General features: G+C 55.1%; 25 protein-coding genes. 14 read left to right on the top strand and 11 right to left on the bottom strand.

Going from position 1 to position 25,111, the window contains the following annotated elements:
- Position 1 precedes the first annotated feature (1 nt).
- Positions 2 to 535: a 2OG-Fe(II) oxygenase gene (locus tag VFO10_RS27515; RefSeq protein WP_325145228.1), complete on the bottom strand. Its 534-nt coding sequence runs from the start codon at positions 533 to 535 to the stop codon at positions 2 to 4.
- A gap of 407 nt (positions 536 to 942) precedes the next feature.
- Between VFO10_RS27515 and VFO10_RS27510 the strand changes: the two genes are divergently transcribed.
- The 3 genes from VFO10_RS27510 (at position 943) to grrM (ending at position 3,183) form a co-directional block, all read left to right on the top strand.
- The gene (locus VFO10_RS27510; protein ID WP_325145227.1) at positions 943 to 1,569 is read left to right on the top strand and encodes a hypothetical protein; all 627 of its coding nucleotides are present in this window, start codon (positions 943 to 945) and stop codon (positions 1,567 to 1,569) included.
- The gene (locus VFO10_RS27505) at positions 1,566 to 1,967 is read left to right on the top strand and encodes a hypothetical protein (protein WP_325145226.1); all 402 of its coding nucleotides are present in this window, start codon (positions 1,566 to 1,568) and stop codon (positions 1,965 to 1,967) included. Before VFO10_RS27510 ends, VFO10_RS27505 begins: the two co-directional genes overlap by 4 nt.
- A gap of 61 nt (positions 1,968 to 2,028) precedes the next feature.
- Positions 2,029 to 3,183: a cyclophane-forming radical SAM/SPASM peptide maturase GrrM/OscB gene (gene grrM / locus VFO10_RS27500; protein ID WP_325145225.1), complete on the top strand. Its 1,155-nt coding sequence runs from the start codon at positions 2,029 to 2,031 to the stop codon at positions 3,181 to 3,183.
- 1 nt (position 3,184) lies between these two features.
- On the opposite strand, the gene VFO10_RS27495 is transcribed toward grrM, so the two are convergent.
- The 6 genes from VFO10_RS27495 to VFO10_RS27470 all read right to left on the bottom strand — a co-directional run bounded on the left by VFO10_RS27495 (position 3,185) and on the right by VFO10_RS27470 (position 9,850).
- The gene (locus VFO10_RS27495) at positions 3,185 to 4,237 is read right to left on the bottom strand and encodes a hemerythrin domain-containing protein (protein ID WP_325145224.1); all 1,053 of its coding nucleotides are present in this window, start codon (positions 4,235 to 4,237) and stop codon (positions 3,185 to 3,187) included.
- A gap of 94 nt (positions 4,238 to 4,331) precedes the next feature.
- Entirely contained in the window at positions 4,332 to 5,204 is an 873-nt protein-coding gene (locus VFO10_RS27490) for a hypothetical protein (RefSeq protein ID WP_325145223.1), read from the bottom strand.
- 3 nt (positions 5,205 to 5,207) lie between these two features.
- Positions 5,208 to 6,287 carry a hypothetical protein gene (locus VFO10_RS27485; protein WP_325145222.1) on the bottom strand — a complete coding sequence of 360 codons (1,080 nt, stop codon included), beginning with the start codon at positions 6,285 to 6,287 and terminating at the stop codon, positions 5,208 to 5,210.
- Positions 6,288 to 6,360: 73 nt separating this feature from the next.
- On the bottom strand, positions 6,361 to 6,870 hold the full coding sequence (locus VFO10_RS27480) for a hypothetical protein (protein ID WP_325145221.1): 510 nt from the start codon (positions 6,868 to 6,870) through the stop codon (positions 6,361 to 6,363).
- A 30-nt stretch (positions 6,871 to 6,900) separates the two neighbouring features.
- Entirely contained in the window at positions 6,901 to 8,892 is a 1,992-nt protein-coding gene (locus VFO10_RS27475) for a hypothetical protein (RefSeq protein WP_325145220.1), read from the bottom strand.
- Between the two features lie 238 nt (positions 8,893 to 9,130).
- Entirely contained in the window at positions 9,131 to 9,850 is a 720-nt protein-coding gene (locus VFO10_RS27470; protein ID WP_325145219.1) for a hypothetical protein, read from the bottom strand.
- Positions 9,851 to 10,181: 331 nt separating this feature from the next.
- Here VFO10_RS27470 and VFO10_RS27465 point away from each other — a divergent pair, with 331 nt between their 5' ends.
- Positions 10,182 to 10,430 (top strand): hypothetical protein, encoded by a 249-nt coding sequence (locus VFO10_RS27465; protein ID WP_325145218.1) that lies wholly within the window; start codon positions 10,182 to 10,184, stop codon positions 10,428 to 10,430.
- Between the two features lie 159 nt (positions 10,431 to 10,589).
- A complete protein-coding gene (locus VFO10_RS27460; protein WP_325145217.1) occupies positions 10,590 to 11,513 on the top strand; it encodes an ABC transporter substrate-binding protein in 924 nt (307 codons plus the stop codon).
- A gap of 60 nt (positions 11,514 to 11,573) precedes the next feature.
- On the opposite strand, the gene rpmG is transcribed toward VFO10_RS27460, so the two are convergent.
- A complete protein-coding gene (rpmG, locus tag VFO10_RS27455; RefSeq protein ID WP_325145216.1) occupies positions 11,574 to 11,741 on the bottom strand; it encodes a 50S ribosomal protein L33 in 168 nt (55 codons plus the stop codon).
- Between the two features lie 162 nt (positions 11,742 to 11,903).
- On the opposite strand from rpmG, the gene VFO10_RS27450 reads away from it, so the two are divergent.
- The 7 genes from VFO10_RS27450 (at position 11,904) to VFO10_RS27420 (ending at position 19,124) form a co-directional block, all read left to right on the top strand.
- On the top strand, positions 11,904 to 12,182 hold the full coding sequence (locus tag VFO10_RS27450; protein WP_325145243.1) for a GatB/YqeY domain-containing protein: 279 nt from the start codon (positions 11,904 to 11,906) through the stop codon (positions 12,180 to 12,182).
- On the top strand, positions 12,179 to 12,940 hold the full coding sequence (locus VFO10_RS27445) for a 3'(2'),5'-bisphosphate nucleotidase CysQ (RefSeq protein ID WP_325145215.1): 762 nt from the start codon (positions 12,179 to 12,181) through the stop codon (positions 12,938 to 12,940). The genes VFO10_RS27450 and VFO10_RS27445 overlap by 4 nt, the downstream gene beginning before the upstream one ends.
- Before the next feature lie 69 nt (positions 12,941 to 13,009).
- A complete protein-coding gene (locus tag VFO10_RS27440; protein ID WP_325145214.1) occupies positions 13,010 to 13,441 on the top strand; it encodes a response regulator in 432 nt (143 codons plus the stop codon).
- Positions 13,396 to 14,673: a hypothetical protein gene (locus VFO10_RS27435; RefSeq protein WP_325145213.1), complete on the top strand. Its 1,278-nt coding sequence runs from the start codon at positions 13,396 to 13,398 to the stop codon at positions 14,671 to 14,673. Before VFO10_RS27440 ends, VFO10_RS27435 begins: the two co-directional genes overlap by 46 nt.
- An 8-nt stretch (positions 14,674 to 14,681) precedes the next feature.
- The gene (locus VFO10_RS27430) at positions 14,682 to 16,202 is read left to right on the top strand and encodes a S1C family serine protease (protein WP_325145212.1); all 1,521 of its coding nucleotides are present in this window, start codon (positions 14,682 to 14,684) and stop codon (positions 16,200 to 16,202) included.
- Positions 16,199 to 17,662 carry a PDZ domain-containing protein gene (locus VFO10_RS27425; protein ID WP_325145211.1) on the top strand — a complete coding sequence of 488 codons (1,464 nt, stop codon included), beginning with the start codon at positions 16,199 to 16,201 and terminating at the stop codon, positions 17,660 to 17,662. The genes VFO10_RS27430 and VFO10_RS27425 overlap by 4 nt, the downstream gene beginning before the upstream one ends.
- A 133-nt stretch (positions 17,663 to 17,795) precedes the next feature.
- On the top strand, positions 17,796 to 19,124 hold the full coding sequence (locus VFO10_RS27420) for a HAMP domain-containing sensor histidine kinase (RefSeq protein WP_325145210.1): 1,329 nt from the start codon (positions 17,796 to 17,798) through the stop codon (positions 19,122 to 19,124).
- A 1-nt stretch (position 19,125) separates the two neighbouring features.
- Here VFO10_RS27420 and VFO10_RS27415 read toward each other — a convergent pair whose 3' ends face one another.
- Both VFO10_RS27415 and VFO10_RS27410 read right to left on the bottom strand, forming a co-directional pair.
- Positions 19,126 to 21,621 carry a hypothetical protein gene (locus VFO10_RS27415; RefSeq protein ID WP_325145209.1) on the bottom strand — a complete coding sequence of 832 codons (2,496 nt, stop codon included), beginning with the start codon at positions 21,619 to 21,621 and terminating at the stop codon, positions 19,126 to 19,128.
- Positions 21,622 to 21,624: 3 nt separating this feature from the next.
- Positions 21,625 to 22,758 (bottom strand): two-component system sensor histidine kinase NtrB, encoded by a 1,134-nt coding sequence (locus VFO10_RS27410; protein ID WP_325145208.1) that lies wholly within the window; start codon positions 22,756 to 22,758, stop codon positions 21,625 to 21,627.
- A gap of 196 nt (positions 22,759 to 22,954) precedes the next feature.
- Here VFO10_RS27410 and VFO10_RS27405 point away from each other — a divergent pair, with 196 nt between their 5' ends.
- Positions 22,955 to 23,365: a VOC family protein gene (locus VFO10_RS27405; RefSeq protein ID WP_325145207.1), complete on the top strand. Its 411-nt coding sequence runs from the start codon at positions 22,955 to 22,957 to the stop codon at positions 23,363 to 23,365.
- 67 nt (positions 23,366 to 23,432) lie between these two features.
- Here the strand turns inward: VFO10_RS27405 and VFO10_RS27400 are convergent, their stop codons facing one another.
- Positions 23,433 to 24,557, bottom strand: coding sequence for an alpha/beta hydrolase family protein (locus tag VFO10_RS27400; protein ID WP_325145206.1), 1,125 nt, complete (start codon positions 24,555 to 24,557; stop codon positions 23,433 to 23,435).
- 293 nt (positions 24,558 to 24,850) lie between these two features.
- Between VFO10_RS27400 and VFO10_RS27395 the strand changes: the two genes are divergently transcribed.
- Positions 24,851 to 25,111 (top strand): hypothetical protein (locus VFO10_RS27395; protein WP_325145205.1); only part of this gene is annotated, 261 nt, incomplete at its 3' end.

Raw genomic sequence — 25,111 nt, 5'->3', positions numbered from 1 at the left:
GTCAGTAGGGGAGTCCTCCGCAGTTTTTGTAGAGGACCTGGGCCCTCAGGATGTACTTAAGCCCGCCTTCGATCCGCGCGCTATTATGCAAAAGATTCTGCGGAAAGATCACCGCTTTCCCGGTGGCGGGCGCAATGCTCTGCCGCCGCTCCGGGAAGCCGGTGGCACCACCCTCGCAGCGATTCAGATAGACGACAAGAGTCAGAAGACTCTGGATGTCGGGAGCCCAGACGATCGCCTGGTCCTGATGATCAGGGAATGTATCGTTCTCGGTGTACTTGAAGAACTGACAAGTGGCTTTATGAATCCCGTAATATTCCCAATCCAAAATCTTGTTTGGCACATGATGCCGTAATTTTCCTTCGAGCCAGGCCTGCTCCAGCTGGGCATTCTGTATCTTCCTGGAACCGTAATTCGACTGCTTCCAGATCCCGGGCTCCACGCTTTCCACGCACTGCCTGCAAAAATCCGCGTCAAAGAAATCGTCGATCTCGATAGGCTCGATCCGATCCTTGATGTAATCACGCATCAGCATAGTCGCCTCCTTTCACGGTCCATCCTTTCATTCAGCCGCATGGTGTCGTTCATCCTATAATTCAGCCGTCTCGCATCGTCCATCCTATAATTCAGCCGCTTCGCATCGTCCATCCTGCAAGTGTGCGTAAGGGAATTTTGTTAGGCGCGCCTCGGGGTTTCCTCTTATTGCGTTCGTAATAGAATTCATCTAAACCAGCTGATATCAGGCTTTCAACGAACACCTTATTTTTTCCAAAAAGAGCGATCCATATGAACAAGGCGCTGCTGTGGGCAGGATGCTGCCTCCTCCTCTTTCTGGCTTTTCTTTGGATGACATCCAGGCCAAAGCCAATCCGGGCAAGGGATCTTTCTTTATCTCAGCCAACGCCCACGCCTTCTGCGAAAGTCGTCGAGACGGAGCGTTCTGTGAACACGGTTCCGACCGCCATCCCCCAAAAAAAGGTCGAGCCTGCCGTTGCTGAAGCTCCCAAGCCCATGCCGGACAAGACCCCTCAGGTCGCGCCCGCCCCCGCGCTGGATCTGCGGAAATTCGCCAGCGATGAAATCCTGGCTTTACCGTTCACAGAACAGAAAAAATTCCTGCAGAAAAATCAACTTCAGGATCCGGAAAAATTCACAAGATTTCGCAATATCAGGCAGCTGTCTCTGATCGACGAATATCTGAAAGGTGATTTTCACGGAAAGATCGAAGGGCAGGGCGGGCAGGAATGGTATCTGAGCATGAACATCGATGGCGAAGTCGAAGCCCAGCATTTTCAGGGTGAGATCGCAGTGGAGCTGCAGGATAAGACCCGGGCCCCGCTCAGCAGGAGCCACCTGAAAGGGCCGCTCGATGACCACATCCGCGTCGTCGAGGAAGGGGAAAGGAGTTCGCTCCTGATCGAGCCCACAGGGCCTGATAACACCAAACTCTATCAGGTCTTCATCGGCGGCAGCAATCGCCAGGAGCTGAGCGGCAATTATTATGCGCGGAATGGAGAGGGTAAACTCCAGATTCTCGGATCATTTGTTCTGAAGAAAGGAGCGTTATGAATCGTGAGCAATTGGACAAGGCGAAAGAAATCCTGAAGGAGCTGAAACAGAGTGAAGGCTCCAAACTTATGAAGCGGGCCGCGATGCTGGCCGTCGTGCTGGGCTTCATCCGTTCCACGGCGGGCCTTGCGAGCGAGGGTGATGTCAGCAAGCTGGTCAAAGCCCTGACGCCAAACACGGAGCGCACAGGACCTTTGCACTCATGGAACGACTGGACGGATTGGAAGGATTGGAAGGACTGGTCCGACTGGAGCGACTGGAATAACTGGTCGGACTGGCGAGATTGGAATGATTGGGCGAACTGGAACGATTGGAAGGACTGGAACAACTGGAACGATTGGAAGGACTGGAACAACTGGCAGGATTGGCGAGATTGGGGTGATGTGTTCCCGATCTGAACGGAATTGAAACCGGGTTCCTTCCCTTCGGGGAAGGAGCTGCGGCCCACGGAGGATGAGCATGGGACCTTTACGACTCCTGATTTTACAGGCGACCCCTTTCTGCAATCTCAACTGCAGCTACTGCTATCTGCCGGATAAAAGCCAAAGGCGCCGCATGAGCCTTGAGGTGATTGAAAAAAGCGTGGAGCGCATCGCGGCCTCTGGATTGATTCATAAGGAATTTTCCGTGGTCTGGCATGCCGGCGAACCGCTGGCGGCTGGAATCAAGTTCTATCAGGAGGCGGATGAGGTGATCCGCAAAAAGCTTCCTGCGGGCGTCAGCTTCCGGCATTGCCTTCAAACCAATGGGACGCTGATCAACAAGGAATGGTGTACGCTCTTCAAGGATCTGCCGATGAGTGTTGGCGTCAGCGTCGATGGACCTGCGGCCCTGAATGACAAATTCCGCGTGGATCGACGGGGCAAGGGCTCTCTGGCTCAGATCGAGCGCGGCATGACCTGTCTTCAGGAAGCGGAGATCACGTTTCATACCATCTCGGTGGTCACCAAGGAGGCGGTGCAACAGGCGGAAGCCATCTTTCATTATCTTTATAGCTGGGGCCCGGACTGCATGGGCTTCAATGTGGAAGAGATCGAAGGCGTGCATGCCTCTTCAAGTCTTCAGTCGGTGACCGAGGCCGAATTCGGAGCCTTCATGAGCCGCATGCATGAGCTGAGCTTTGAGGTCGGTGAACCGAACCTCGTGCGGGAATTCCGCAGCGCGCATGCGGCGATCATGGGAAGCGTGCGGAAAATGCCCCGCGTGCCGCCGATGGAGAATAATCCCTTGTCCATAATCAACGTGGATGTGGATGGCAACTTCAGCAGCTTCAGCCCCGAACTGCTCGGCATGAAGCATGAATCCTATGGCGACTTCATTCTCGGCAATTTCCTTCATTCGGGAATCGAAGAGCTGAAGAGCTCGCCCAAGTTTCAAAGGATGACCGCTGAAATTCAGGCAGGCGTCAAAGCCTGCCAGGCGAGCTGTGAATACTTTCATTTTTGCGGGGGCGGCGCGCCGTCGAACAAGCTCTTTGAAAATGGCAGCTTTCAATCCGCGGAAACCCTGCACTGCCGCATGACCAAAAAAGTGGTCACGGACATTGTTCTGGGCCGTATGGAGACCATGCTGGCGCATGATCTGCCTCAGGAATACGCGGAGCTGATGGCCTGAATCAGAGGGAGGCCTGAGGTTCCTGACCGCTTTGAGGGCTGGTGCTATCCGGCCCAAGATTCTCCTGAATCCTTTGCTTGGCCTTCAGAAAATTCTGGGTCAGATCCCGACGCAGCTCCTCGCTGCTGTTTTTACGGATCATTTTGAACAGCTGATTTTCTTCCTCTTCGACGTGCTGCACCACCAGCTGGTGCAGTTCGTCGATCTTATCCAGAAAGGCCTCATGCTCATCCTGAAGTTCGGTCGCCTCTTCCAGCAGCACGCGGATATCCGCATGATCCTGCCGCGCTTCGGTCAGATATTCGCGCATCGCCGCCACGCTTTGAAAACGCATATAGACGGTTTCCTCTTCGGCAATCGAATGCGCATTCAGATCCGCCTTCAGCTGCCGGAAGATTCCCAGCGCTTTTTCATGGGTCTTCGATTCCTCGATTTCCTTGAAGAGGAGTTCCACCTTGCGATGATCCATCTGCAGAACGGGGAAGATCTCCCTTTCGTCCGTGCCAGCGGCGCGATGAATCACACGATCGGTGATATCGGCCACGGCTTCGCGGGCACGCTCGAAAAGCCCTTCGGGCACCTCGTGACCTGTGAGCCATGCGACCCCTTTGTGCTCGATGAAGGTTTTCAGCTGGCTCACATGATTATTTAAAATCGCGCCCAAACCATCCAGGGGCTCAAGCGTCATGCGAATATCAGGCAGAACATGCTGTGTAGCCTTGCTCACCAGCTGCACGGACATGAGCTGACTCTTCTTCAAAAGCGTATAGGCACCGAGTTTTTCGAGAGGACGCGAGGTTTCCCCTACCACGACGTCGATCAGAAGGTCAGCGATCTGTTCGGTCGAACGGCGCGGAGACACCCGAACCCCGAAACTGGCCATTACGGTTTCCAGCAGCTCCACATTTTTTTGATCATCGTCGGCCATGCTCCGAAAATGTTGATCCCAGAACCCGACGCGCTCATTGCAAAGGGCCAGGGCCTTCTGTCGATACATCATGTCCGAGAGTTCATAACCCAGGGCTTCCCGGAGGGATTCTTCAGAATGTTGCATAGGTAATTCCTCGTGTTGGTGTCCTGTTCCTTCACGAGCAAGCTATAGCATCGCTACGGTCTTCTTCCCATCCGCAATTCACGCCATGACGATCCTATTCGAGAGCCATCAGCCGCAGATTCACCTGAATCGGTCGCATGCGGATACGGATCTGATCGCGAGGCAGCTCGATCGCGTCAAGCGGAAGCGTGGCCCTGGCCAGGCCATCCAGGCGAATTTCAAAACCGGGACTGCAGGCCCGCTCGGCCGTGGCCTCGGTTTGGAATTGAATGCCATTCTGCAAAAGCGGCAAGCGCAGGCTAAAGCCTGGCAAGGGTGGCAAGGGATGAGCGGCATCGCCGACGCGGGAATCACCATCTATATTGTAATAGACGAGCTTATCCCAGCTCAGAGTTGCGAAAGGACTTTGCCCCTCGCGTACAAAATGCTCGGCATCCCATACGGCCAGAATTTGCCGGTCACCATCGGCACTCAGGCGGGAGCTGATGCTTTCCAATTCCTGAGTGGCTTCTTTCAAGGTGGCCAGGACCGTATCCGCACAGGGCGCGCAGAACTGAGGCGTGCTGTACACTTCTTCCAGTTCCAAAGCAAGGTCACTGACTTCCTGATAGACGCGATCCAGATCCCGCCAATCCTTTTGAATGGCCTCGCAGCGTCTTTGACCAGCGAGCTTCGGCAAAACAAAGCGATGACCCTGGACGATCATCAGCGACGGATCAGGCAAAGGCAGACGGCCTGGTTTCAGCACCGCTGTGAGCTGCTCGCGGGCCAATTGCTTTTGACTCGTCACAGTGGTTTGCCTAAGACTTTGGGCCAGCTCCAGCCTGATCCCTGGTTCCTTCTGGATCGAGGTGAGCAGACTCTGAACCCGTGAGGCTTGGACCGCCACGGATTCACGGGCCACCGCGCGGGCCTTGGAATCAGGAATCGAAGCGAGCAGCATGATCACGCAGGGCAAAAGACGCATGCTTCACCTTCCTTGTGCCTGGACTGCAGGAAATCCAGGATCGAGTGTCGGCATCGAACCCAGAGTTCGCACGACGCCCTCGGGATTCACGCAGTGACGCGAAACGAAGTAAGGACTGAAATCCGCACCAGGCCAGGCGAGGTGAACACAGAGCTCGGTGTTTTTATCCTGGGCGTCCTTGAACATTTTAACAAAGGTCTCGTCGACGATCTGGCGACAGGCGATGCGCGCGCTGGTGCCGATCGTGGCGCAATCCGCCCATTTTCTTGTCTTCAGATCCCAGAGTTTCAGAGTCGCGAGATCCAGGATACTGGACTGGGTCCAGGCCTCTTCCACAGTTGTGGCCGACGGGGCTTCACCCAGCGGAAAAAATTTCAGGCTGGGCCAAAGCTGAGCGGCCTTGGCAGGCAGCATGGCCCAGTGATTGACAGGGTCCTGACCCACCGACAGGCCTATGGCCTGAATGCCCATCGCACCCTGCATTTTAAGCAGTTCCGCGGCATCCTGAATGTCCAGGCTCTGCTCGGCGGGAACCTGCAGCTGCTGACGAATGGCTTCCATCACATCCGCTTTTTTCAAGGCTGGTGTTTTCAGATACCAGGCAAGATTGATGTCATAAGGATCGGTGTTCATAAGCTGATAGCGGATATAAAAGCCGCCCTTGGTTTCATGACCAAAGGGTTTGCCGTTGATCATCGTGATCTGACGCTTGTTTTTGAAGAGCGGATGAAAGCTGATATCGAGCGTGCTATCGAGAACCTTCCAGCTCACAGGCACCGAGCAGTCGAGGGTTCCCGTTTCCAGTTCAACCTGAAAGTCCAGACTGCGCGCGGGCCTGATCAAAAGTTTATGGCCGAGGTATTCCATTTCAAAGTGCCAGCCCGCCTCGGGATTCGCCTGCATGGGAAAGGGATTGCCCAGGCGATCCTTGGGATCCAGCTGCTCTTCATTCTGCTCCCAGGCCCAACGGCAAACTTGCTCGGGAGTCATGATCTCGTCGGATGGATGCTGCTCTTCGGCATGACCATCGCCACAGGCCAAAAGGCCAAGGCTTATCGAAAGAATGGATAAGGATTTTTTCATGCTGTGTCTTCCGTTTAAGGACTGAAGGCCCGCACCGGCGAAAAAAAGCAGGGCGAGCCTTCAGCGTGTTCCATCAATTCAAAGCAAGACCGAACTTATCGAAGGTGTAGCGGCGATACTCTTCCAGGAACTCTGCGGACTTTGCGTTCAAAGCCTCGGTTTCGGCTTGAAGAGCTTCGGCCTCCGCATCCACCCGGGCCAGGGCCGCTTCCACCTCGGGACTGTTGCCATCGGGAGCCGCGTGCACGGCCGCGCGGTAGGTCTCATGAGCAGCTTCATATTTCTGGTAAGCGGCATCATAAGACTTTTGCTGCTTTTGATAGCTTTGGAAACTGGCCAGCGCTTCTTCATCGCCGCTGGATGTGAGTTCCTCCGCCACCTTTTCAAGACTCGGAGCTTCCACTTTTTTCAAGACTTCCAGTGTGCGCTCCATATCCTTTTCGGAAACCTGGGCCTTGGATTCGGCCGCTGCTTCGGGAGCCGCGGTTGCCTTGGATGCAGGTTTCTGACGACTCAGCTGCTGAAATCCTAGAAAGGTTAAACCGACCAGCACAAGAACACCTGATATGACTTTCTGTTTCATGAGAGACCTCCTTCGATTCAAGGGCAAAGCTTAGGGAGCATCCACCGTCAGGTCGATGTTCGCATTGCCCTTCAATGTGCGGAAGGACTGCTCGTTGTAGTTCCGGGTGATGACCGCGCTGAAATCCTCATGATGGCTGGTGCTGCCGCTGCGGCTGCCAGCGATTTCATCCAAGGACTTCATGACCACGCTCGTGACCTTGCAATAGACGTTGGGACCGCAGATGGATTCCAGGCCGGTGCCGAGGCTCGAGAAGAATTTGGTGCGGTCAGGAATGTTCTGAGGAGCTTCCACGACTTCTGTGCGCCACGACTTGGCATAGGTCATCAGGAATTCGGCGGTGATTTCATTGATCGCTTTGTTGCGCAGGGCATCCAGGCGAGCCTGGGCATCCCCGGAATTTGGCGACGCATCGCTGGGGTTTTCATCCGTTTTGCAGGTGACGCCATTGAAGCCGGAGCTGGTGCGGCGGGTGTCATCCCATTTTTCACCCCACCAGAGGAAGTTCCACTCACCCGAGTTGCGCACGTAGTCCATGGATTTGGAGACGTCCAAAGTACAGCTGACGCGCATCGGATCGGCTTTGACGTGATAATCATAGTTCAGAGCCACCGACTGGGCCATCACGCGCTGCGATCTGGGTTTATAGCTGTAGCTATCAATGGCCCAGGCTTTCCGGATGCCACCGATCGGCAGGAAGGATCCGACGCTCGACGGAGTGCCGCGATCGGAGCTGCCCATACAGTAAACGCCCTGGTTGATATCAGCCTGGAAGGTTCCTGCTGCCGCGCTGGGTTTGGTTTCGATCGGACGCAGGGGAATTCCGGCTTTGGTCTTGAAGACCCAGTTGTCAGAAGGAGCTGCGATACCGGGAAGAACGCCGCCGAATTTTGCGCCAGCGATTCTGAAGAGCGTGTTTTTGGGTTCGGTCACCTTATCAATCGTGGGTGAATCGGAGCTGACGGTCGATCCCGCTTTATGCGAGGCCGGGTTTACAGTCGAAGCCAGGGTCACGTTGAAGATCGGGAGCTGACGCACACCGAAGTTGCGACCCGAGTAGGAAGGAAGCTGGGCCAGAGCGCTTTGCATATCTGCGGCTTCAGTGCCCCAGATCGAATAACTGGCCGAGGCCAGACCGATGACCTTGGTTTCAAAGGCCTGCAGGGTTTTTTCATTGCGGCCGAAAACTTCCGTGGCGACCTTGTCCACGACCGCCATGGCCGTTTGCGTCTGGTCGATGGCTTCGGCGAGGCGCACGAGGTCCGCATCATAAGGCAGCCAGGCCTGTTTCGCTGTGAAGTATTCATTCTGCAGCGGGATACGCTCCGCTTCAAGCTGGGCTTTGCGAGTCAAAAGACCCGGAGATTTTTCCTGACGACTGGCCACGGCCTGCTGAAGCGCTTCGCGTGCGGCAATGATCTGATCAGCGGGCGAGACGCTGAGGAGTGTGGCGGCAGTCGTCACCGCTGTATCAAGACTCGCGAGCTGACTTTTCACTTCGTCGATCTCATTGTCTTTCAGCTTCAACTTTTCTTCAGCGATCTTGAAGGCTGCATATTCAGGCTTGGCCTTCAGAAGTTCCGCGCTCGCCATCTTGGTGGCCAGCGAGTTGATCAGGTTGCCGAAGCGATAGTAGTTTCCGTACTGAAGGTCAAAGTAAGGGGAGTATGCTCCCGCTGCGGCCTTGGCTTCGAATTCCGAGGACGCGGGCAGACGATAGGTCAGCGCGAATTGATTTTCCAGAACAGGGCAGTTTACGGCTCCATTCACCGGCGAGTACACGCCGCTTTGGGTTTTTTTGGTGGACGGTGAAACGTAAAGAATTTTCGAATCCAGATGATCCTGAAAGAGTGTGGTGCCGGCCAGCGTTGGATTTCTTTGGATAGCCTGCGCCTGGGTAAGCTTGAGCGCACTGTTCGTGGCTCCGGTATAGCTCGGCAACGCGTAGACCTGGGAGCTGGTGGCTGTAAACGAAGCCAGAAGCAATAGAGACAAAGGTTTCCGAATCTGTTTGCGACGCATGAAAGCGCTCCTTGAACAGGGTTTTTAAAGGGTTTTGCTGATTTTTGTGGGGCTGTGACGTCTTCAGCTTCACGAGGCCCAGATTATGCCGCGACCCACGCGAGAACAATCGAGGGTCCACGGCCGATGGCATTATCTGTTCGCGAAAGTTCGTGGTTCACGAACACGGTCAATTTTTGCAGGGGACTGAGAGGAAGAGGGCTGGCTGATCCTGGAATGGACCAGCCCGAGGATCACATTAAGGACGTGGGGTCAGGGGGCGGACGTAAACAGGAATCTGACAGGACTGCAAAGCAGGAGCCAGAAGGCTCACTTCCAGCTGCGAGACGGCCATGGGCTGCGGCAGATGAAAGTTCAGAGTCCGCGACCGGCTGCCATCGGGCGTGACAAAGCTGGTGCCGCTGCCGGTCACCACACCCAGATCCGCGATTTCATAATCGGGACAGTAATCAGGAATCAAGAGTTCGATATCCTGGGTGTAGTAGGTGCCCTGGAGCGTGACGGGTTTGCGATTCACGAATCCACCGCCGTGTTCGATCACGCCCGCATAGACGCGCTGCGAGGGCTGTGGATTGGCAGGGGCCAGACTTTGAAGCGAAATATTGCAATCCTGCCACTGGAAGACGTTCTGCACGAAGTTGACTTCGATGAGATCCACATTTTTATTGTCGGTTTGAAAGACGTTATTTTGAAAGCGCACCTCACTCAGCGTCTGCGTTCCCTGATAACGGACGCGGGGATAGACGGCAAACTGCGTGCAGGCTGGTGTGGGCACATACACGATGCGGAAGGGCGTAATGCGCCGTGGTGCCGCTAATGGAAATGAATAGACGGATTGACCAAATGGTATACGCATTTGAACAGTCGTCAGATTGTTCCAGACGGGCTGCGCACCTTGTCCGAAAAGGGGTGCCGCGAGCAAGAGGGAAAGCGCATAGCTGAAAAGTTTAAATTTCATCTCGGTCCTCGTTGGAATTTTTTTGACAACCTAAGGGATATAAGCCGTGCCCCAGGCTAAAGCAAGTTGCGGACAGAATCCTTCTTTTTTTTATAAAAGCGTGAAGGTTTCCATGCAAGGCACGGATTCTTCCAGCCGGTAAGAATGTAGGTTGGACACGATCTTAGTCCCCTGCTTTTGGACTAATCCTGATCATAAGGTGAACTTTTGGTGCACTCATAATTCAATGATACCGATTGTTTAAAGATTCAACTCAGGGAAAGGTCCAAACGGGCGAAGGGTATTACAGAGTGTTTGATACGCCTGTGCAAACCACCGCGAGGGTATGAGTATGGCTCAGGGCATTATCCTAATCATCATGTCTCTCAGTCTTGTTACAGCCGTCATGAGTGCACGCACTCTGGTTTTGGAGTGGCGCAAGGTTCATCGCCAGTTTTATGGCACCATGAACTTTGATGGACGGGCCACACGCGGCACCCGCATGCAAATCCTGACCAACGCGATTCTCTGTCTTGTGTCCTTGGTACTGCTGGCGTCCAGTCTGATGATTTATCAGTTCATTCATTTTCCTGTCCTCTGAGGCTTACGAATCGCGGTCCCGCACCTCACTCCCCGAGGTGCGTGGAATCCTCTTCAACGCCAATTCTGGCACGCTTTTCCCCACTTTTTCAGACGACATAGGCCATGCTAAGATAGGGTTTATTTTCCCAAGGCTCGAAGCGAGCAGAATGGGGACGCCATGGTCCGTTTGTTACTCCTTGTCTGTCTTGCGCTTGGGATGCCGCTACAGATGTCAGCTCAAACACGAAAGCTTCGTGTGTGCGTGGGTGATTTTCCGAGCTATGCGATCGCCCTCGATTACCTTCTGGACCACAAGGACGATTACGAAGTCAGTCAAACGACAGTTCATGCCTGCTCGGTCCGCTTTAAAAAGAACTATTTCGATCTCATCATGGCCGATACTTATATTTTCGTGACGAGCGACCTGGAGGGTGTGGACTCGCGCATCGTGTCGCTCGTCAATTACTCTGATGGGGTGGATCAGGTCCTGGGACAGAAAGGGGGGAATCCAGGGACGCTGCGAGGCTCCCGCTGGGCCCTGCAGCGCGGTACGACGAGTACGGTGCTGCTGAATTTTTATCTGAAGAGTCAGGGCCTCAGCCTGCGCGATGTGGTCATGGAGGATGTGAAGGTCGAAAACACACCCCAGGCCATTGGTCGAACCCGCTTCTTTGGGGCTGTGAACTGGCAGCCTTATTCGCGCCAGGCCTTGGCCCGTGGGGCTCAGGTGCTGGCGACCAGCGCTGATTTTCCAGAAAAGCTTTATGATATCGTGGTCACGCGCAAGTCCGCCCTCGACCAGCATCGACCGAAGATCCAAGCCTATGTGAAGGAGAGGCTTCAAAGAGCGCGGGATAAGAACCGGCTCTATGCAGCCTATGCGAAGCTGCGAGGTATTCCCCTGCCGTTGGTCGCTCAGGATTTCCAGGGGCTCGTCATCTTTAAAACAGCGGCTGAAGTGCGGAAGGAGCAGGCCAAGCTCTTGCAGAGCCTCAGGACATCGGCCGAGGTTGCTGACGTCATGCAGTATTCAGGCACAAGCGTGCAGGAGCAGCTGAAGCAAAGGGAGGCGGGGATCTTTGATTTCTCGGTCCTCGAATGAAAAAAAGCGAGCCTTGGATGCACTCCAGGCTCGCTTTTATATTCACAAAGACAGGATCAATTACTTGATCTTGGCTTCTTTGAACACAACGTGTTGCTTCACTTTGGGATCGTATTTCTTCAACTGAAGTTTTTCCTGACCGCGTTTTTTCGAGGTCGTATAGAAATAGCCAGTTCCAGCGGAAGAAACGAGGCGGATAAGTTCGCGGGCGTTTTTGCCTTTTGCCATGGTTTGATATCCTTAAATCATAAGCAGCCAATGCCAGGACCTGAGATGTACCAGAAAGCCTTCAGGATTTTCAAGCAAAATCCGTGGCAGGTGGCGCCTCTTTACGGTACCTTCAAGGCATGTGCTGGTTCAACCACCGAAGGAGCAGGTGTTTTGACTTTGATGGAACGGATCGCCGAGGACATGAAGAACGCCATGAAGGCTAAGGACAAGTTCAGAACCGGCGTGCTGCGCATGCTGCTCTCCGAATTCAAGTATGCCATGACTTCCGATCAACGCAGCAGCTCCCTCGAAGACGACCACGCACTCAAAGTCATATCGGCCTATCAAAAGAAACTGAAAAAGTCCCTCGATGCCTATCCCGAAGGCGAGAAACGTACGGAAATCGCTCAGGAAATCGACATCGTGGAAAGTTATATGGGTGATAGCGTGAAAGTATGAAAGACCTCCTGCGTCTGGAAAGCCTGGCCCTGGAAGCGGGTGAGGCCGTCATGAAAATACATAGTCATGGCCGTCTGGATGTCCAGACCAAGGATGATCATTCCCCTGTCACTCAGGCGGATTTGCTGGCCAATGAGATTATCTGCCGCGGCCTGCGGCAGTTTTCGTCTCTGCCGATTATTTCTGAAGAGGGCACTGGCGAAGCATCGCCGGACGCGGATCAAATATCGTCATATTGGCTTATCGACCCGATTGACGGAACCAAAGAGTTCATCGCCCACCGTCCGACGTTTACCGTGAATATAGCTCTGATCGAAGAAGGCGTACCGGTGGCGGGCGTGGTTTATGCCCCCGAACGCGAGGAACTCTATTACGGTTCCGATGAAGGTCTGCGCATTAATCAAAAAAGAGTGCAGCCGGTATGGGGTCCCGATCGGGTCGCTGTCTGCAGTGCCTCGCGACCCGAAAAGGAATTCGACGGTTTCCTTCGGGACAATGATCTGAGCCGCGTGATCAAAATCGGATCGTCCTTCAAGTTCTGCCTTGTGGCCAAAGGCGAGGCCCACTTTTATCCCCGCTTCAGCCCCTTGTCGGCATGGGACATTGCCGCCGGTGATGCGGTCGCACGCGCAGCCGGTTGCTCCATGCTGGAAATGAAAAGCGGCCAGCCCTTGCGCTATGAATTCAAGCGGCGCTGGAACCCCGGTTTTATTCTGCAGGCTCCCGGTTGCACCGCCCGCCTAAATCAAAGACAATAAAGTAGCATCTGTCAGGACTGTAAACGTGATGGGTAATCCATTCCAGATTTCAGGAAGGGGGACAAGCCTGTGTTCAACAAGCCCTATCTCATGGTGATGGTGGACGATCAAGAGGACCTCTCGGACATCCTTTCCGAATACCTGGAGGACATGTGCCCCGGGGCCTTTACCATCCAGTCGTTTCATGACCCGGAAAAAGCCCTCGAATTCATCGAGAATAACCCGGTCCGCATCGTCGTCACGGATGTGCGCATGCCGCGCATGAACGGGGATCAGATCAATCTGCGCGTGAAACAGATGGGCCGCGGTATTAAAACTGTGATCATCACCGGAAACATGAGTTATACCAAAGCCGTTACCTGCTACAATGATGGAGCTGATGGCTTCATTCAGAAACCATTTAATCCCAAGGAAATCCGAACGACCTTTCAGAGGGTACTGGATTGCATGGAATCATGGGAAGAAGTGTTCCGCAAAATCGCGCAATCCCGAGCTGGATAACGGGCCTGCCGCTGCTTCTCGCCTTGCTGCTGCCTGGCTGTTCCGAATCGAGCAATATCATGGGTCTGATCGCGGCCCCCGGTGTCGAGCACGACGCCGGTGCGCTTCTGTCCCGCTCCCGGATTCGTCTGGATGCCGGCGACTATGAGGGCGCGTTGCGTGATGCCGCAGCATCCCTGGACCTGGCGCCGGACTGCGGCGCGTGCGCCGTGCAGGTGGGCTATTGTCATCTGGGTGTGGCGGGGCTGGATATGTTTCAGCTCGCGCGGAAACTGATGGAAAAGAACCAGGAGAAAGAGGGCGAAGCCGCGACTCTCGCGTCTGCAGGCGAGAGCAATGCTTCAGGGCAACTCACATCCCTGGCCAGCCTCGTCGGACTGGGTTCGAGTGATTACGAGGCCATTACCCTGCCGGGCAATAGGCTCGGCGAGCTGGAAGGTGCGCCGACCTCGGGACCGTTCCGCGATCTGCCGGTCTACCTGCCGAAAAATTCTGTCGAGGCTCGTGATTCGGATTCATCGACCCTTTCTCACATTGCCCGCGCAACCCTTGTCCTGTGTCCGTTCATGCCGGCCTCGGTGAAAATCCTGGGTGAGCAGCCTGATATACGTCATGGTGCAGAAAGCTGCCAGACTGATGAAGAAATAGACAATCCCGGCAGCAACGCACTTTTCGTGTGGGCCGTGGCGCATCTTGTGGAAGCGATCGCCTTTCATCAGGTAGTTCTTTATACTCAGGATGGAGTCACGCCCAATCTGCAAAAACGTGCCGCCATCCTTGAGAGTCGCAGTGAAATACCCTCGCTGACCGAGTATGTGAAGGCGGTGAAGGATCTCGCCGCCGTGGTCGATATCATTCTTCCAACGGACGTAGGCGCAGCCAGGGCTTCGATGCTGACGGCCATGTTCAATGATCTGCAGACGGTATCCCTGGCTTTTCAAAATATGGCCGCGGTGCCCGAGGATGTTTCCCAAGGCATCGTCGATGCGATCGCTGAGCTTCAGGGCCAGAAGGATAAAATCGGCAGCGGTGCAGGCGGGGGAGCCGAAGGCAAGGATCAGGGAGCGGTGGCTTTCAAGGATCAGCTGACGGAAGGCATGGCCACGGAACTGAGAAAACAAATTTCCAGCAAAATAGATTCGGGCCAACTGAGTGAGCAGGAACGCACGGATCTTTGCAGCGCCTATCGACAGATCAGCACGCAGGCTTTTGCGGGCTGTGATACGCCTTGAGGTTTTCTATGATGAAAAAAGGCTGGAGGATCCTGGCCGTCCTGTGTGTGATGGTGGGATCCAGGCCGGTGCGCGCCGTCGAACTGGGAGCGGTGCGCAAGGCTATATTCAAAGTTCAGGTCATTTCACAGGAACCTGATTACAAGCAACCCTGGAATCATCAGGCGGTGAAGTCCTCGTCCGGTACCGGATTTTATATTGGGCCGGCCGGCATTCTGACCAATGCGCACGTGGTGGCGAATGGCAAATTCATTTCCGTTCTGAAGGACGGTGATGATGAACCCGTGAGCGCCCGCGTTAAATTCATGGCCCACGACTGTGATCTGGCGCTGCTTGAGGTCCAGGATCCGGCGTATCTGAGCGGCGTGACGCCGATCGCCTTCGGCGATATTCCCGATGTGCGCGAGACGGTGAATACGGTCGGCTATCCCACGGGGGGCGAGCAGCTTTCGATCACACAGGGCGTGGTCTCGCGGGTCAGTTATCGGCGCTATGTGCACTCGGCTGCGGACAGTCACCTTCTGGTGCAGGTGGATTCCGCCATCAATCCCGGCAATAGCGGGGGACCTGTTCTGCAGGGAAAAATAGCGGTCGGAGTGGCTTTTCAGGCCTATACCGGCGCGGAAAATACCGGCTATATCATCCCCACGCCCGTGATCAAAAGATTTCTGACCGATATTGCCGATGGCCGTTACGATGGTCATCCGGTGCAGGGATTCAACGTGCAGGACAATGCCCTGCAGAATACCGCGACGCGGCGCTATCACGGGCTCAAGGCCGGTGAAGGCGGCGTGAAGGTCAGTGAAGTGGCGTCCTATTCGCCGCTGTCCGGTGCGGTGAATTCAGGGGATATCATCCTGGCGATAGATGGAAAACCCGTGGGCATTGACGGGAAGATTTCCTATCTGCGCGACCGTCTGCCCTTTCGCGTTCTCTATGATCTGAAGCAGCGCGGTGATCCATTGAAGCTGGATATTCTGCGGGAAGGGAAGCGTCGCACAGTCGAGCTGGTCCTGAAGGCGAAGGCAGCCTTTTACGATGGCGCGCATATCTTTTGGAATCAGCCGCGCTTTCTGAGTTTCGCTGGACTTGTCTTCACGAGCCTCAGTCGCGATTACCTTGAGACCTGGGGACGCAGCTGGTATCTGGATGCGCCTCTGCCCCTGCGTTACATTCATAATCATTTTTCGCAGATCAAGGATCTTGAGGGCGCACGCGATGTCATCGTGCTGGCCGAACGCCTGCCGCATGCCGTGAATACCTTCTCTGGTCCATTCATGGATGCGGTCGTGACGCGCGTGAATGGAAAGAAAGTTTTGTCGCTCGATGATCTGGCGCGGGCCATCGACGAGGCCGAGGGCTCGCATTTGGTCTTTGATTTCTGGCAGGAGGAAGTGCCTTTGATTCTGCCTCTTGCGGCTTCCCGAAGCGCGGATCAGGTTATCAACAGCCGTTACAAAATTCCTCTGACGCGTTGGCTTGGTCCTGATGAAGATGGAGCCACGGCGAATTGGGGAGCGGAAAAATGAAAGCACTCTGTTTGAGTTTTATCCTATGCTGGTTCAGCCTGCCGGCTTTTGCCAAAAGTCTGGAAAACAGCGTCCTGCGTGTGCACTCGGTCGTGCAAAGGTCGGACTACGATGCGCCCTGGACGGCGAAACAGAATGAACGCATGGTTCATATGGGTTTGGTGCTGGATGAGCGAACGCTTTTGACAGCAGCCTTCGCCGTGAAGGAAGCGCGACATCTTGAAGCCGAAAAACTGGGTGATCCGCGGCGCTATCCCTTGCGCATTGAATTTGTCGACGATGTTGCGAATCTTGCGATCCTGCGGTTTGAAGATGCCGCCCCGCAGGCCCTCGAAGCGCTGCCGCTGGGACCCGACCTGAGCCTTGGGGATAATGTCAATCTCTATCAGGCGCTGGAAGGGGAGACTCTGGTCAACAATGCCATCAAACTGCGCGAGGTCGAGGTTCGCCCGGTCTACCTCGTCGAATATCCTTTGCCGCAGTATGTCTTTGAACTGCGACGGGCTGGATATGGATGGTTCGAGCCGATCGTGCGTGATGAAAAATTGGTCGGGGTCGCCATCGGCCAGGCGGCGAGTTCCGTCTATGCCCTGCCGAGCCGGCTTCTGAAACGTTTTCTGGAAGGCTGGCGCAAACCGCCCTATCGCGGTTTCGTGGACCCGGGATTTCAGGTCAGCTCGATGCTTTCGCCTTATTTGCGCGAATATGCCAAAGCCAGTGCGGTGAGCGATGGCGTATGGATCAAATCGGTGCACGCGGATTCTCCCTTTGTCGATAGCGTGCAGGTAGGCGATGTCCTGCTTGAGTTTCACGGCGTGCGCGTTTCTGCGCGCGGGTCCTATGAGCATCCACGCTGGGGCCGCATTTCCTTCATGAGCCAGCTGGCCGAGATAGCAGCCGGAGATCGTGTGCGTCTGACGCTTCTGCGCGGAGGCGAGACGATCAAGGTGGACAAGGTGCTGCCCGCTTATGATCCCTCGCATGAACGCATCCCTCCGCCCGCGCTGTCGCAGCCGGTTTATACTATTTTTGGTGGGTTTTTGTTTCAGGAACTCTCTGCAGGTCTTATGCAAAGTTGGGGATCGCAGTGGAAACGTCGCGCGCCCCTGCCTTATCTTTTTGAAGCGGAATTCCACAAAAACCCGAGCGCCGACGGCAAAGCCCGCGCCGTGGTGCTGCAAAGGGTTCTGCCGATCGAGTACAACAAGGGCTATCACGATATGGAGGATGTGTTCGTCACCGAAGTGAATGGACGCGCTATCCAGAATATCAATGACCTGGAAGTCGCATTGAATGACGCCGGGTATCAGAAGCGAGGCTATGCCCACATAATTGTCGAACCGGGGCACGAGGAAGTGATCCTTTCCTATCAGGGACTCGATCACGTTCACAAAACCATTCGGAAGCGTTATGGGATACCGGATACAGCCCGCTTTTGGGAGCCGACGCGGAAGCCCTGATGAGGAGATCCGCAAGTGCTCCAGGGATTGACTAAGTTTTCTTAAGACGCCATCCTCACCTGTTCATTCCCGTTCTTTCCCGTTAGTATGGGCGGGAATCGGGCCTTATGCCTGGAACGGAGAGGATGCGCCTTTGAAACATTCCAGTACGGGTCTCAAGTTGACCCTGGAGTCCATTCTCGCTCTCGGTGCGCAGCGTTTGCCGGAGCGAGGTCTGCGCCTGCAGCTTTTGGTTTTCAATAGCGCGCTCATTCTGTCGAGCACTTTGACTCTGGCCTTTGGTCTGATCCTCATCGTCTTTGGATACTACGAACGAGTTCTCTCTGCGACCCTGCCCTTTCTCGGTCTTTTTTTCATCATTCATCTCTTCGCGCGGCAGCGCTGCTTCCTTCTGGCTCGAATCCTGTATGTCGCACTCACGCTTGCCAGTGTTGCCTTTGGGGTTTTTCTGTTTGGGCATGCGACGCAGCTTTCCCTCTATTGCCTCGACCTCGCTCTTCTGCCTTTTCTGCTTTTTCGTTCCCAGGAATGGCGTTGGATCGTCGCCAGTACACTGGGAGCCTTTGTTCTTTTTATAGGCATTGAGTTCACTGTTTTCCCCACGGGCTATCAGCCGCTGCCGGCGGAGGTTGAACCTTTTGCCACGCTTATGTTTGCGACCGGAGCCTTCATAGGTGTGATCGCCCCCTCGCTGCTGGTGTTCTGGCAAACCCATGCGGGCTTTCGTCGGGCTTTGCGGCTCAATCGCCTGAAAGCCCGCGATGAAAAATTCGCAGCGATCGGACGGCTGGCTGCAGGGGCTGCGCATGAGATCAATAATCCCCTCGCCATAGTCCAGCTGACCCTTGAAAACCTGGAGAGCCATTACGAAAAATTCCGCGAGCCGCCAGTCCAGCAAAGGATTCGCCGCGGTTATGATGCGATTCAACGCATTCATCAGATACTGCAGAGGCTCCTGGCCTCAAGCCTGATCCCGGTCGAACAGCCGGAACCCTGCCTCGTCACGGATATGGCCCAACTGATCGGTCAACGCTGCAGTCGGGTGCTCCAGGGACAAGGGATCACTCTTTTGATTCGCAAGAACGTCAAGCCCGGCGACCGCGTCCTCTGCCATAGGCAAAGCGTGTTGGAAGTCGTAGACAGTCTGATCCGCAATGCCTTGGAGGCCTTGGTCAATCGGGACCGTCCGCATATCATTCTGAGTCTGATGGGCGATGGGTCCTGTTTCATGGTCAGGATTGAAGACAATGGACCCGGTGTGTCGGATGACGAGCTGCGTTCCATTTTTACGCCGTTTTTTACCACGAAGGAAGTGGGGGCGGGTCTTGGATTAAGCCTTTACAGCGCCCGCTGCATTGCTCAGCAGTATGGGGGCGATCTGAGCTGTGAGCGGGGGCCAGGAGGACGTTTTGTTCTGCGTCTGCCGCTGCTTGAAGCCGCATCCACGCCCCTGCAGGCCTGAATCATGACGCGCGATGCAGGGGATCGTTGGAATTGGAGAAGCTCCTCCAGCGCAGATCAATGGCGGCCTGAATGCTGATCGGCAGATCGGGTTCCTGCAGGATGTTTTCGACCGCTTCCTTCCACTGCAGGAGCACAGGTCCTGAGACCGTGATTTCGGTACCACGCTGCTGATCCATCGCAAGCTTGCCATCCATGAAGGCGAGCAGGAGTTCCTGATCCGCCTCCACTTCAATCAGAGTGCGGGCGAGAATTTCAAAGACTCGACTCACATCACCATCCCGATTCAAGGGCAGGGCCCTGGCAAGGTGGAAGAAGGCTTCGACCGCCTTATGCAGAATAATTTCGTGACTGCGGAGCGCCGGAGCGCGACAGGCGGCGGCAATCGTTTGCATCAGCTGACCCACCGCATCCATACTCAGGGTGCGGGTCGGCAAACTCGCCAGCAGCAGCCAGGCTTCGCGGCAGCGGGGATGATCGGGTTCCAGGCAGATGCGCTGCAGCTCATGCAGCTGACGCAATTCCAATTTGCTGAGATGCGCCTTATGCAATTCCTGGCTGGGATAACCAATCTTCTGGACCAGCTCCCGCGTATCACGGCGGAAGGTTTGCCAGTCCTCTTTATGCATGCGGACATTGCGCTCCAAAAGATCGGCACGGGCCACCATCTTCAGAAGGATATCAAGCGCCATATCCTTGGCCCGGAAGCCTTGCCAGTCGTGATCGCTCATGGTCTTCAGATGCTGCTGCAGATCGATATGATCGGGATCCCGACCGAGGCTGGCTTCGATATCCTCGCAGACCCGCTGCGATAGAGGCGGCAGGGGCAGAGGCGCCAGGCGGCTGCGGATTTCATCCAGAGCATGATAACGCTGCAGACGCGGAATCAGGTTTTCAAATTTGATCAGGAAAATGGCTGTTTCCATGGATTTGCCATGCACCTGTTCCAGCTGGATGGGCCAGCGTTCGATGGTCGAGGCCAGAAAAGGAGATTCGGTTTTCAGGCGATCGCGTGCGGATTCGCTGATCCAGATGAAGTTGCCGAGCCACTGCGCGGAACTCAGCTGGGTCAAAACCCGCTGCCTTTCGCGGGGATTCAAATTTTCAAGACGCACATCAAAGCTGGCCTCATCATCCCCGCTGCGCATCGACTGATCGATCCAGTTGTAATCGAGATGAAAGAAACCCTGCAGACGGCTGAAGAGCTGCTCGACCTTGTGTTCCGATAGCACGCGGGCGAGGTCGGGATCCAAGAGCGGCAGCAGGCGGACGAGCTGCTTCAGGCGTTTTTCCACAAGCGGCAGGCCATCCAGATAAAGTACGGTCAGGATCAAAAGGGATTCGGTGCAGCTCATGATGCTGTGCTCGGGATCCATTGACACCAGGATCTGGGAGCCCTGCGTCTGCGTGCTCAGAATCTGCTCGGAGAAAATCCGGGACATGATCTGTTCGCACTGCATTTGCCTGGCTCGATAAAGAAGGGCAGGCAGATGCACGCGGCAGTCTTCATGCGGATCATGATCGATCATGATGATGGCTGTGCGGAGTCCGAGCCATGTTTCCTGGGCGGCGCGCGGCAGATGATGCTGCCTTAGAAATTGTTCGGCGCGTCCGCCACCCGACTGCCAGGGGCTGCGAATGTTTCTGGGCAGGATCTGGGCCTGCTGCCAGTGTTTCAGCTGCTGCCAAAGAGCAGGAATCCAGGCCAGGGTAATGGTGCCCCAGACGATTTTGGAACCGAGCCAGGGCGCAGTGGGATGATCCGGGGCGTGTTGGCTCAAAAGCCATTGACTGAAGCCTGCGGCCAAAGCGCAGCTGATCCAGTGCGCGACGTAGAAATGAAAACGATCGGGATGACGGCGGAATGAAGACTTCAGACGGCGACGCGAGCCTCGCGTTCCAGCCTGCCGCGCGGTCAGGCGACGGATGCCGAGGATCATGAGCGGCTGAAGGAGAAGGCAGGCATAGATATTCCGCACGCAGGTCAAAGAGGGCTCTTCGATGCCTTGAAACTGCAGAAGACGCAGATCCCAGGTGACAAAACCAAGATTCAAAAGACCGATGACCAGGGCCAGGCTTGTGCGTTCAACATAGGAACTGCCGAGCAGCCTCGCCATCTTTTCATTCAGGATCAAAGCCAGCGTGAGCAGAAGCAAAGCATAGAGGGCATAGGTGACGCCCGCTGTCAGGTTCAGCTGCATGAAAATAAACTGCAGCATGAAAAGAAGGCCCGCACTGCCGAAGATGGCGAGCTGCAGGAAACTCATAAGATTACTGCGAGCCTCGCGCAGGACGATGAAGAGGCTGATGAAAAAACCCGTCAATGCACCGAAACCCGAGATGCCGAGCAGCAGGGGAAAGATCACAGGAAAGGGATGGGAGTTGCCCGGTTTATAGCCGATCAGCATCATGCCCGCGCTCAAAGCCGCTGCGCACCCAAGGGCGGCATGGGTTGTAAAGCGTTCCGGTGATACTTTGCTGCGCGGCAGATGCTCCACGTTTCACCCAGCCTGTTCAAGTGCGTTGGGGCGTGGCACCAGAACCCTAAAGGTGCTGCCCTGATTCAGTTTGCTTTCCACTTCGATGATGCCATGCAGATCATGGATGATGCCATGGCAGATGGAAAGACCGAGGCCTGTGCCCTGGCCTTCCCCCTTGCTGGTAAAAAAGGGATCAAAGATTTTTTTCAGGTGCTCCTGGGGAATGCCAATACCCGAGTCGATGACTTCCGCCACGGCCCAGTTTCCGCGATCATCATCCAAAAGTCCTGTGCGGAGTTTCAGTTTCCCACCGTTCGGCATGGCCTGGATCGCGTTTTGAATGAGATTCAGGAAAACCTGGATGATCTTGTTGCGATTGCCGCGCGTCGTGGCCCGATGCGGACCCCAGTCCTCCTGGATTTCAATGCGATCGGCCGCACCGCCGACGGTCGAGAAACGGAGGGCGGATTCCAAGGCATCCTGAAGATCGACGACCCCTTCATTCTTCTTGTCTTCGATGGCCGGCTGCTTGCGGGCGAAATCGAGCAGGCTTTCCACGATGGTCTTGCAGCGTTTGGCCGCCGATTCGATTTCCACGACATCCTGATAATGCGGACTTTCCTTATCCATCGTCCGCATCAGCATCTGGGCGAAGAGCAGGATTCCAGCCAGGGGGTTATTGATCTCGTGGGCGATGCCGCCTGCCAGAAGTCCGATGGAAGCCAGCTTTTCATGCTGAATCAGCTGATTCTGCAGCTGCTTGGCCAGCGTGCGATCGCGATAGATATGCAGGGCGCCTTCCAGATCACCCTGGTGGGTGAAGATGGGCTGCGAGGCGACTTCGTAGATGCGGCCCGGATAGACCTGCTTCAGATCGAAGGTCAGAGGCTTTTGCGTATCAATGCTTTCAATCATCTGGCAACCGGGGCAGGGCGAGCTGCGACCGGCAAACATCTGATAGCATTTTTTGCCGATGACCTGCTTGATATCGCGGTTGGACAAGGAGGCCATGGCCCGGTTGGCCTGAATGATATTGAATTCCTTGTCGATCAGCATAAGCGGATCCACGATGGCATCGACCGTCGCCATCCAACGTCGCTTGAGTCCTTCGACGAACTCAAGGGTATCCGGAACCTTTTCATCTTTCTTGGCCATGCCCCAACTCCGCTGATATTTGGAATCATCTGCGATAGACCTATCGGTGCGGCTCGAAAGTCCCCAAGAGGCAGAAAATGCCGGGTCGGTAAGATTTCAAGTCCCTGAAAAGACAGTGAAATAAACTCTAAAAATTTTTGTCGAAAAGGCCCGGCCCTGATCGACTAAGGTCGGACAATGAATAAGGAGCCCATTCATGATTCAAGTTCATCCCTATCTCTTTTTTAATGGCAACTGCCGCGAGGCCATGACCTTCTATCATAAGCACATCGGTGGGGACCTGCAGGTGATGACCTATGCAGACATCCCAGGTGGTGAGTTTCCTCCTGGTCTTGGTCACTACGTCATGCATGGGGCGCTGACCCAAGGCAGCCTCATGATCATGGCGTCCGACAGCATGGGTCAGGGGCAGCCGATTGTGTTTGGATCGTCGGTTCAGCTCACGCTCAGTGTCGACACCGTGGCCGATGCCGAACGCCTCTTCAAGGCCTTGGGTGATGGCGGGAGCGTGGATATGCCGCTTGAAGAAACATTCTGGGCGAAACGATTTGGGTCGGTGACGGATCGTTTCGGGATCAAATGGATGATCAATTTCGAAGGCAAATAAAGGGCAAAAGGCACCACGGTGCAGAACCGTGGTGCAGAATCCCTCCCAAGAATCGAAAGGATGAAAATCAGAGGGCTTCCTTGTACTCGCTCACGTCCTTGTAACGGCCTTTCAGGCTTTTGAAGGAGTCGGTGCGATCCACGCACTGAAGCACCTCTTCCGCTCCGGCGGCCACCGCATAATTCACGATGACTTTGGCTTGAGCGGGATCGAGCTGTCCGTCTGCGCAGCCATCCCAAAGGCCGGTGGCAAAGCCGGCATTGGCGATCTTATATTTCTGGGCCACGGCGACCATATCCTCACCATCCTTGTTTTTCAGCGCGCAAAGATCGGAGAAGGCCAGGTGTCCAGCGTTGGCGATTCCAACCAGACGTTTGGGACTGGGGGATTGCGCGAAGCCACTTTGCTGACGGCTATAGGCCACGACTTTATCATTCAAAGCGCCCATGATCAGAGAACCCTTCAGATCGGGTCCATTCTGCGTTCCACCCGCCGCCATCGGCACGACGAATTCCACGCCTTCCAGGCCCGAAAGGCTCGATACGGCGTTACCACCTGCGCTGTGACCGATAAGGCCGATGTGATTCAGCGCAACTTTTTTCTGAAGGAAGCTGAGTTCCGGGGCATTGGACTTCAGCGCATTCAAAACAGTCTGAAGGTCGGTGGTGACCTTGGCTCCAAATTTAAATTGCAGAAGATCGCCAAGGTAAAGGCCAGGATGATCCGCAGCCAGGACCACAAACCCGCGGCTGGCGAGGTGGGTCATGAGCGAGAGCGTTTGCGTGCGGAAGGCGCCGGTGCCGTGCGCGAAGAGCACAACGGGGTAAGGGCCATGCTCCGCATCAAAAGGCAGATCCGCATAGCAGTCGCATACCTGCTCGGGAACCTTGTCATCCGGAATTTTTTTCTGCTCCTTGCTCGGAAGCCAGAGGCGCATGTCGTATTCCTTCGGCAATGCAGCCAGCGACGCATTGCCCTCTGCCGGATACCAGACTTCGACCGTCAGGCCTTTGATATTCACTGTGCGGGCACCGACGGTCCATGCACCAGCCGCGCTGGTGTCCTCTGGAGCTGCGCAAAGGGCCGCTGCATTGCAGCCGGATCTGACTTCGCAATTCTCACTGGCCATGACGCCAAACGCAGGCCCCACAAGCATTCCCATCACCGCAAGCATACGGGTGTTCAAACGCATACACGATCTCCCGAAAACAAATTTTGAATGTCTGGATGAAACAGCGCGAGTAGAACACAGGCTTCGTCATGTGGTCAACTGAAAGACAAAGCGAAAGAACACCAGCAAAATTCGCCGGGACAAGGGCTACATGATTTTCCGCTTTCGTTCGGATGGTTCACTTAAGTTTCATTGAATAAATCACTTCTTTTGAGAGGGAAAACCTGCTGTCTTTCGAAAAAAATCAAAAGCCTTGAACATGAATGAGGTCAACGTTTTGCGGTTTCTTACCGAAAGGAGATGAGGAGGATCCCATGCCCCTTTGGTTTTTAGCAGGCCTTTGGCTCTTGCTCAGCGGATGTCAGCTGATGACGTTGCCGTCGCGTCAGCAGCCGTCCCTGCGTCAGGGGCAAATGGATCTTCAAACCTGGGATTTTGTGAGCCAGGGCAATGTTTCGCTGCATGGCGAATGGCTCTTCCAGCCGCACGCTTTCGTGGATCCCGCAAGCTTTGATATCAAGAGCATTCCCGGCACTCTTTCCATTCCCGGATCGCCCAATCATGGGCCGCTTTAT

This window comes from Oligoflexus sp. (assembly GCF_035712445.1).
GTDB lineage: Bacteria > Bdellovibrionota_B > Oligoflexia > Oligoflexales > Oligoflexaceae > Oligoflexus.
Note: the sequence above shows the minus strand (reverse complement) of the source record. Positions and strands in the feature narration are given on the sequence as shown.